Source organism: Geomonas sp. (assembly GCF_056994735.1).
The window spans coordinates 1-5,827 of the sequence record NZ_JBXKJL010000198.1 but is presented as its reverse complement, the minus strand read 5'-3'; the positions used below and the strand labels follow the sequence as shown (position 1 = coordinate 5,827).

Sequence of the window (5,827 nt, the reverse complement as noted above, 5' to 3'; positions counted from 1 at the left end):
GGCGAGCCGACCCTCTTCGTCCAGGCCCTGGCCGACCGCAAGGAGGAACTGGAGGGGGTCATCGTCAACCAGCAGCACCACCTGAACCCGGCCTACCTTAACCAGGAATCGAGCCCGCATATCAAGGTCAATTCCTGGTTCACCAGCCATGTCTCGAGAAACGCGGTGCAAAACGGCTGGGCGGACTTCGTTCCCAACTACTTCCACGAGGTCCCCAAGCTGCTGCGCGAATACTGGCCCGTGGACGTGGCCGGCACCGTGGTCTCCCCCATGGATGAACACGGCTACTTCACCTGCAGCATGTCGGTCGCCTACACCCTGGAGGCCGTCAGGAAGGCCGGGAAGGTGGTGGTGCAGGTCAATGACAACGCCCCCCGCACCTACGGCAACTGTCACATCCACATCTCCGAGGTCGACTGCATCATCGAGTGCGGCGATCCCCTCATCGAGTTGCAGATCCCCCCCATCTCACCGGTGGAGGAGGCGATCGGCAACTACATCGCCGAGCTCATCGAAAACGGCTCCACGCTCCAGTTGGGCATAGGCGGCATACCCAACGCCGTATGCAAGGCGCTCCTGCGGAAGCAGGACCTCGGCATCCACACGGAGATGATCACCGACGGCATGGTCGACCTGATGCAGTCCGGGGCCGTGAACAACTCCAGGAAAAACATCCACCGGGGCAAGTCGATCGGCACCTTCGCACTCGGAACGCGGCGCCTGTACGACTTCATGCACGAAAACCCGATGATCGAGATGCACCCGGTCGATTACACCAACGATCCCTCGGTGATCGGCCAGAACGACAAGGTCGTTTCCATCAACGCCACCATCGAGGTCGATCTGCTGGGGCAGTGCTGCTCGGAGTCCCTGGGGCACGTTCAGTGGAGCGGCACCGGTGGCCAGGCCGACTACGTGCGCGGGGCGAACATCTCGAAGGGGGGCAAGAGCTTCATCACCACCGCGGCGACGGCCAAAAAGGGGACCATCTCCAGTATCGTCCCGGTTCTCCAGCCCGGCGCGGCCGTCACCACCGGCAAGAATGACGTCGACTACGTGGTTACCGAGTTCGGGGTGGCCAAGCTGCGGGGCCAGACCGCCCGGCAGCGGGCTCTCAACCTGATCAACGTGGCTCACCCGGACTTCCGCGAGGAGCTCATGTCCGAGGCCCGCAGGATGAACAGGATCTAGGCCTATCTCCCCCCTTTGACAAAGGGGGACTTTAAAGTCCCTCCTCGCGGAGCGGGACCAGACCTCCCTCCCGGAGGTCGCTTACCAGAAACCAACCCAAGGAGGTGGGAGATGTCGGAAGTTCAGTGCTGCAGAAGCGAAAAGATCGAGCCGGAGACGGCCATTACCGACGACGGAATACGGCTCCTCTACGAGCTGGACAGGGATGAGCTGATCCAGATCATCATCGACGACGCCAAGAACTGGCTCGCGCATGACGGACTCTGGTTCCAGGCCCTGGAGAAGAGCCACGGCATGGAGACTGCCATGGATGCCGACCGGGAGGCCTGGCGGCACTTCACCGTGGTGGAGGCGAAGAGGATCATGGCGCGGCTCGGGATAGAGCCGGGCGGCGGGATACCGGCCCTGGTCGAGTGCCTCAGGCACCGCCTCTATGCCAGGCTGAACCTGCAGAAGGTGGCCGAGGTCACCGACCACCATGCCGTCTTCTGGATGGTTGACTGCCGCGTGCAGTCGGCCCGCCGGCGCAAGGGGCTGGAGGCCTTCCCGTGCAAGTCGGTGGGGATCGTCGAATACTCCGAGTTCGCCCGCACCATCGACCCGCGCATCACCACCCGCTGCATCGGCTGCCCTCCCGATCCGCATCCCGGCTATTACTGGTGCTCCTGGGAGTTCAGCATAGCCGAGGGGGGAGGGCAGCCGTAAGCCGCACAGCCAATTTCTGCCACAGGAGAAAGAGAATGAAAGTCCGTACTTCAATTGAAAAGGCACTGGAGGGGATCGGCGACGGGGCGAGCCTCATGGTCGGCGGCTTCGGCCTGGTGGGGATCCCGGAAAAGCTGATCCTGGGGCTGCGCGAGAAAGGGGTGAAGGATCTGACCATCATCTCCAACAACTGCGGCGTCGACGATTTCGGGCTCGGCATCCTGCTGCAAAACCGCCAGATCCGTAAGATGGTCTCCTCCTACGTCGGCGAGAACAAGGAGTTCGAGCGCCAGTTCCTGTCTGGCGAACTGGAGGTGGAGCTGGTGCCGCAGGGGACCCTGGCGGAGCGGATCCGGGCCGGCGGGGCGGGGATACCTGCCTTCTACACGCCGGCCGGGGTGGGGACGCCCCTTGCCGAGGGGCGCGAGGTGCGCAGCTTCAACGGGAAGGATTACCTGCTGGAAACTTGCCTCAGGGCCGACTTCGCCCTGGTCAAGGCCCGGCAGGGGGACCGCGCCGGAAACCTCGTCTACAACAAGACCTCCCGCAACTTCAACCCGATGATGGCGACGGCGGCGACCACCACCATCGCCGAGGTGGAGGAGCTCCTGGAGACGGGGGGGATGGACCCGGCCTTCGTCCACACCCCGGGGATCTACGTGCAGCGGGTGATCCGGTGCGACAACTACGAAAAGAGAATCGAACGCAGGACGGTTCGGTCCTGAGGAGAGAGCAGATGGCACTGACCAGGGAACAGATAGCGCGGCGGGCCGCGCAAGAGGTGGAAAACGGCTTCTACGTCAACCTCGGCATCGGCATACCGACCCTCGTGGCCAATTACATCCCGCAGGACAAGGAGGTGGTGCTGCAGTCCGAGAACGGGCTCCTCGGCATCGGCCCTTATCCGGCGGACGCGGAGGTCGACCCGGAGCTGATCAACGCCGGCAAGGAGACCATCACCATGATCCCCGGCTCCTGCATCTTCAGCAGCGCCGAGTCGTTCGCCATGATCCGCGGTGGCCACATAGACCTCGCCATCCTCGGTGGGATGGAAGTCTCGGCCCGGGGGGACCTGGCCAACTGGATGATCCCGGGAAAGATGGTCAAGGGCATGGGGGGCGCCATGGACCTCGTGCACGGCGCCAAGAGGATCGTGGTGATCATGGAGCACTGCAACAAGAGCGGCGAGCCGAAGATTCTTCCGCACTGCACCCTCCCCTTGACCGGCAAGGGTGTGGTCAACCGCATCATCACCGATCTGGCGGTGATCGACGTGACCGATGATGGGCTGGTCCTGCGGGAGGTCGCTGCGGGGTTGAGCGCGGAAGAGGTGGTCCGCCTGACGGGAGCGGAAATGACGGTCTCCCCGGGGCTGACGGAAATAGCGGTCTGATGGAAGCTAAAACGGATGCGCGGAACAGGAGGTGTCCCGGCAAAACGACGACCAAGGGATAGGTGGGGGCATTCGATGCAATGGCAACAATACCGGAAGGAGATGAAATGAAAAAGATGATTCTATGCGCTGCCGCCATGGCGGCGCTGACGTCCCCCGCACTCGGTCAGGAGGTTCCACAGAACTCGCCCACCCGCTACAACTGCGATTTCCAGCCTTCTTGCGAGGTGGCGCCCGGCATCTACGGCAAAATGGGATCGCCCTCTGCGAGCAAGTTCGACCTCGCCATCGGCGGCTTTGTCAAGCTCGACTATGCCTACAACTCCGCCAACCTCGGGTCCAACGGCGCCCTCGGCACCCTGCAAAACGGCATGCCCAAGGCCAGCTCTCCCGCCGGGCACCAGGACCAGTCCGTCTTCACCGCCCGCCAGTCGCGCTTCTGGCTCAAGGTCACCGGACCCAACTTCCTGGGGGCCAAGACGGGCGCCATCATCGAGACGGACTTCTACGGCGCGGGGGGCTCCAACGAAAGCGCGAACCTGCGGCTTCGCCTGGCCAACGGCACGCTCAACTGGGCCAACACCCAGGTCCTCTTCGGGCAGGCCTATGACATCTTCGGCCCGGCCATCGCCTCCACCGTCGACTTCGGCTCCGGCAACAAGACCGGCGCTCCCAACAATCCCAGGGTGCCGCAGATCAGCGTGACCCAGAAGGTCGGCCTGAGCCCGGACAACTCTTTGAAGCTCGTGCTGGGGGTGCAGAACCCCGTGCAGGACACCAACCTGCAATCGGGAGGAGCCGGATCCGACACCTGGGGCGGCGCGCCCAACGTCGCCGGTCAGGTCATGCTGGTCAGCAAGGCCCTCGGGGTGGCTCCCGGCTACTTCGGGCTTCCCATGAACTCCCTCAGCGCCGGATTCTTCGGCCTCTACGGGAACCAGAGCGTCGCCGGCAACGTCAAGACCGTCGATTCTTACGGCTACGGCTTTTACACCTTCGTGCCGCTTTTGAGTTCTACCGACGGCAGGAGCCGGGCCATGACCGCATCGTATGAAGGGCAGGTCTACATGGCGGCGAACCAGAGCGTCAACGGCGCCACTGCCGCCTCCTTCGTCGGACCGGTCGGCAACAAGAGCGCCGCCAAGGGGTACGGACTTTACAGCCAGGTCATCTTCTTCCCCACCCAAGACCTCGGGATCACAGCCGGTTACGGCGCCAGAAAGGCCTACGATCAGGGAAGCTACCGGGACATCGCCAACTACGAGAAGTCCAACTCGGTAGCGTACGCGAACGTCTCCTATGACCTCAATGCCGCCGTCCGGGTCGCCGTGGAATACGAGTACCTGCACACGAAGTACGGCAACGTGTCGAACGGAACCGGGAACCTCGCCGGCACCGCCAGCACCGGGACCGCAAACGTGGGCCGTTTTGCCGCCTTCTACTTCTTCTAACCTGTTGCCCGCTTTCACCGGTCCCGCGGCGGAGTGTGCCGCGGGACCGGATCACTTCACCTTTTCGCTCGGGAGTGCCAAGAGATGAACCTGATGAGTGATTTCGAGAGAAAGATCGCAGTCACCGTGGGGAGCGCCGCCGACGGCGCCACCGTGGTGACCAGCGTCATGACCGACAGGTTCCACGATATCGTGCTGGAAGTTGTCATCGAAGAAGCCCTGACCATCAGGGATGTGAGCCTGGAGTTCAGGAAGGCGCCCATGGAAAAGTGCGTCCACAGCAAGGCGAAGCTCGATCTCCTTGCCGGCGTTTCGATCGGCAAGGGGTTCACCAGGAAGCTTTACGAGGCGCTGGGCGGGAGTGAGGGGTGCCCGAATCTGCGCAACATGCTCCTCTGTTCCCTCCCGCTGGTGCTGAACGTCCGGGCGGCCGAGGGCTACACGGCCGTTCCCGAGATGATGGCGGGGCTCCATGAACAGTTGAGGGGAAGCTGCGCCGGGTACGGGTAACATGCCCGATCGCGAGGAAGAACGGCGCAAGGATAGCCGGAAGAATTCACAGGGGGAAGAGATGAAAATACTGGTTTGCATAAAGCAGGTTCCCGACATGGAATGCCGGTTCAAGGTCAACAGCGAGGGGACCTGGTACGACGAGGCCGACCTGGCCTACCGCATGAACGAATACGACGAATATGCGGTAGAGCAGGCTGTCCAGCTCAAGGAGCAGTTAAACGACGAGCCGGAGATCACCATCCTCTCCATCGGCCCCAGCCGCGTCTCGGAGGCCATCAAAAAAGCGCTCGCCATGGGAGGAGACCGTGGCCTCCACATCCTGGACGACAACTCCTACCAGAAGGACCCCTGGCAGATCGCCGCCATCATCGCGAGCTATGCCATGGAGCAGCAGTTCGACCTGATCCTGACCGGGATGCAGTCGCAGGACCGCGGCTCGGCTCAGGTCGGCGTCACCGTCGCCGAGCTCCTCGGCCTGGCCTGCGCCACCACCCTGGTCGGCTTCGAGTACCAGAACGGCTCGATCACGGTGAGAAGAGAGCTGGAAGGGGGGAGCAAGGGGATCGCCAGGCTG

At 63.1% G+C, this 5,827-nt stretch carries 7 protein-coding genes; all 7 read left to right on the top strand.

What is annotated here, in order from left to right; genetic code table 11:
• Positions 1-1,191, top strand: a 1,191-nt coding sequence (locus AC11W3_RS08875) for a succinyl-CoA:cyclohexane-1-carboxylate CoA transferase (RefSeq protein WP_484092863.1), incomplete at its 5' end; no start/stop codon positions are given.
• 111 nt (positions 1,192-1,302) lie between these two features.
• The gene (locus tag AC11W3_RS08870) at positions 1,303-1,896 is read left to right on the top strand and encodes a DUF6125 family protein (protein WP_484092862.1); all 594 of its coding nucleotides are present in this window, start codon (positions 1,303-1,305) and stop codon (positions 1,894-1,896) included.
• A 35-nt stretch (positions 1,897-1,931) separates the two neighbouring features.
• Complete coding sequence (locus AC11W3_RS08865) at positions 1,932-2,621, top strand: CoA transferase subunit A (RefSeq protein WP_484092861.1); 690 nt, start codon at positions 1,932-1,934, stop codon at positions 2,619-2,621.
• Between the two features lie 11 nt (positions 2,622-2,632).
• On the top strand, positions 2,633-3,289 hold the full coding sequence (locus AC11W3_RS08860; protein WP_484091820.1) for a CoA transferase subunit B: 657 nt from the start codon (positions 2,633-2,635) through the stop codon (positions 3,287-3,289).
• A gap of 107 nt (positions 3,290-3,396) precedes the next feature.
• The gene (locus AC11W3_RS08855) at positions 3,397-4,740 is read left to right on the top strand and encodes a hypothetical protein (RefSeq protein ID WP_484092860.1); all 1,344 of its coding nucleotides are present in this window, start codon (positions 3,397-3,399) and stop codon (positions 4,738-4,740) included.
• Positions 4,741-4,824: 84 nt separating this feature from the next.
• Positions 4,825-5,250 (top strand): DUF2889 domain-containing protein, encoded by a 426-nt coding sequence (locus tag AC11W3_RS08850; RefSeq protein WP_484092859.1) that lies wholly within the window; start codon positions 4,825-4,827, stop codon positions 5,248-5,250.
• A 61-nt stretch (positions 5,251-5,311) separates the two neighbouring features.
• A partial coding sequence (locus AC11W3_RS08845; protein WP_484092858.1) for an electron transfer flavoprotein subunit beta/FixA family protein occupies positions 5,312-5,827 on the top strand: 516 nt, incomplete at its 3' end.

What these genes read in the sequence shown, in the direction of transcription:
- AC11W3_RS08870 (WP_484092862.1), top strand. Translation starts at nt 1,303, where the DNA reads ATGTCGGAAGTTCAGTGCTGCAGAAGCGAAAAGATCGAGCCGGAGACG.
- AC11W3_RS08865 (WP_484092861.1), top strand. Translation starts at nt 1,932, where the DNA reads ATGAAAGTCCGTACTTCAATTGAAAAGGCACTGGAGGGGATCGGCGAC.
- AC11W3_RS08860 (WP_484091820.1), top strand. Translation starts at nt 2,633, where the DNA reads ATGGCACTGACCAGGGAACAGATAGCGCGGCGGGCCGCGCAAGAGGTG.
- AC11W3_RS08855 (WP_484092860.1), top strand. Translation starts at nt 3,397, where the DNA reads ATGAAAAAGATGATTCTATGCGCTGCCGCCATGGCGGCGCTGACGTCC.
- AC11W3_RS08850 (WP_484092859.1), top strand. Translation starts at nt 4,825, where the DNA reads ATGAACCTGATGAGTGATTTCGAGAGAAAGATCGCAGTCACCGTGGGG.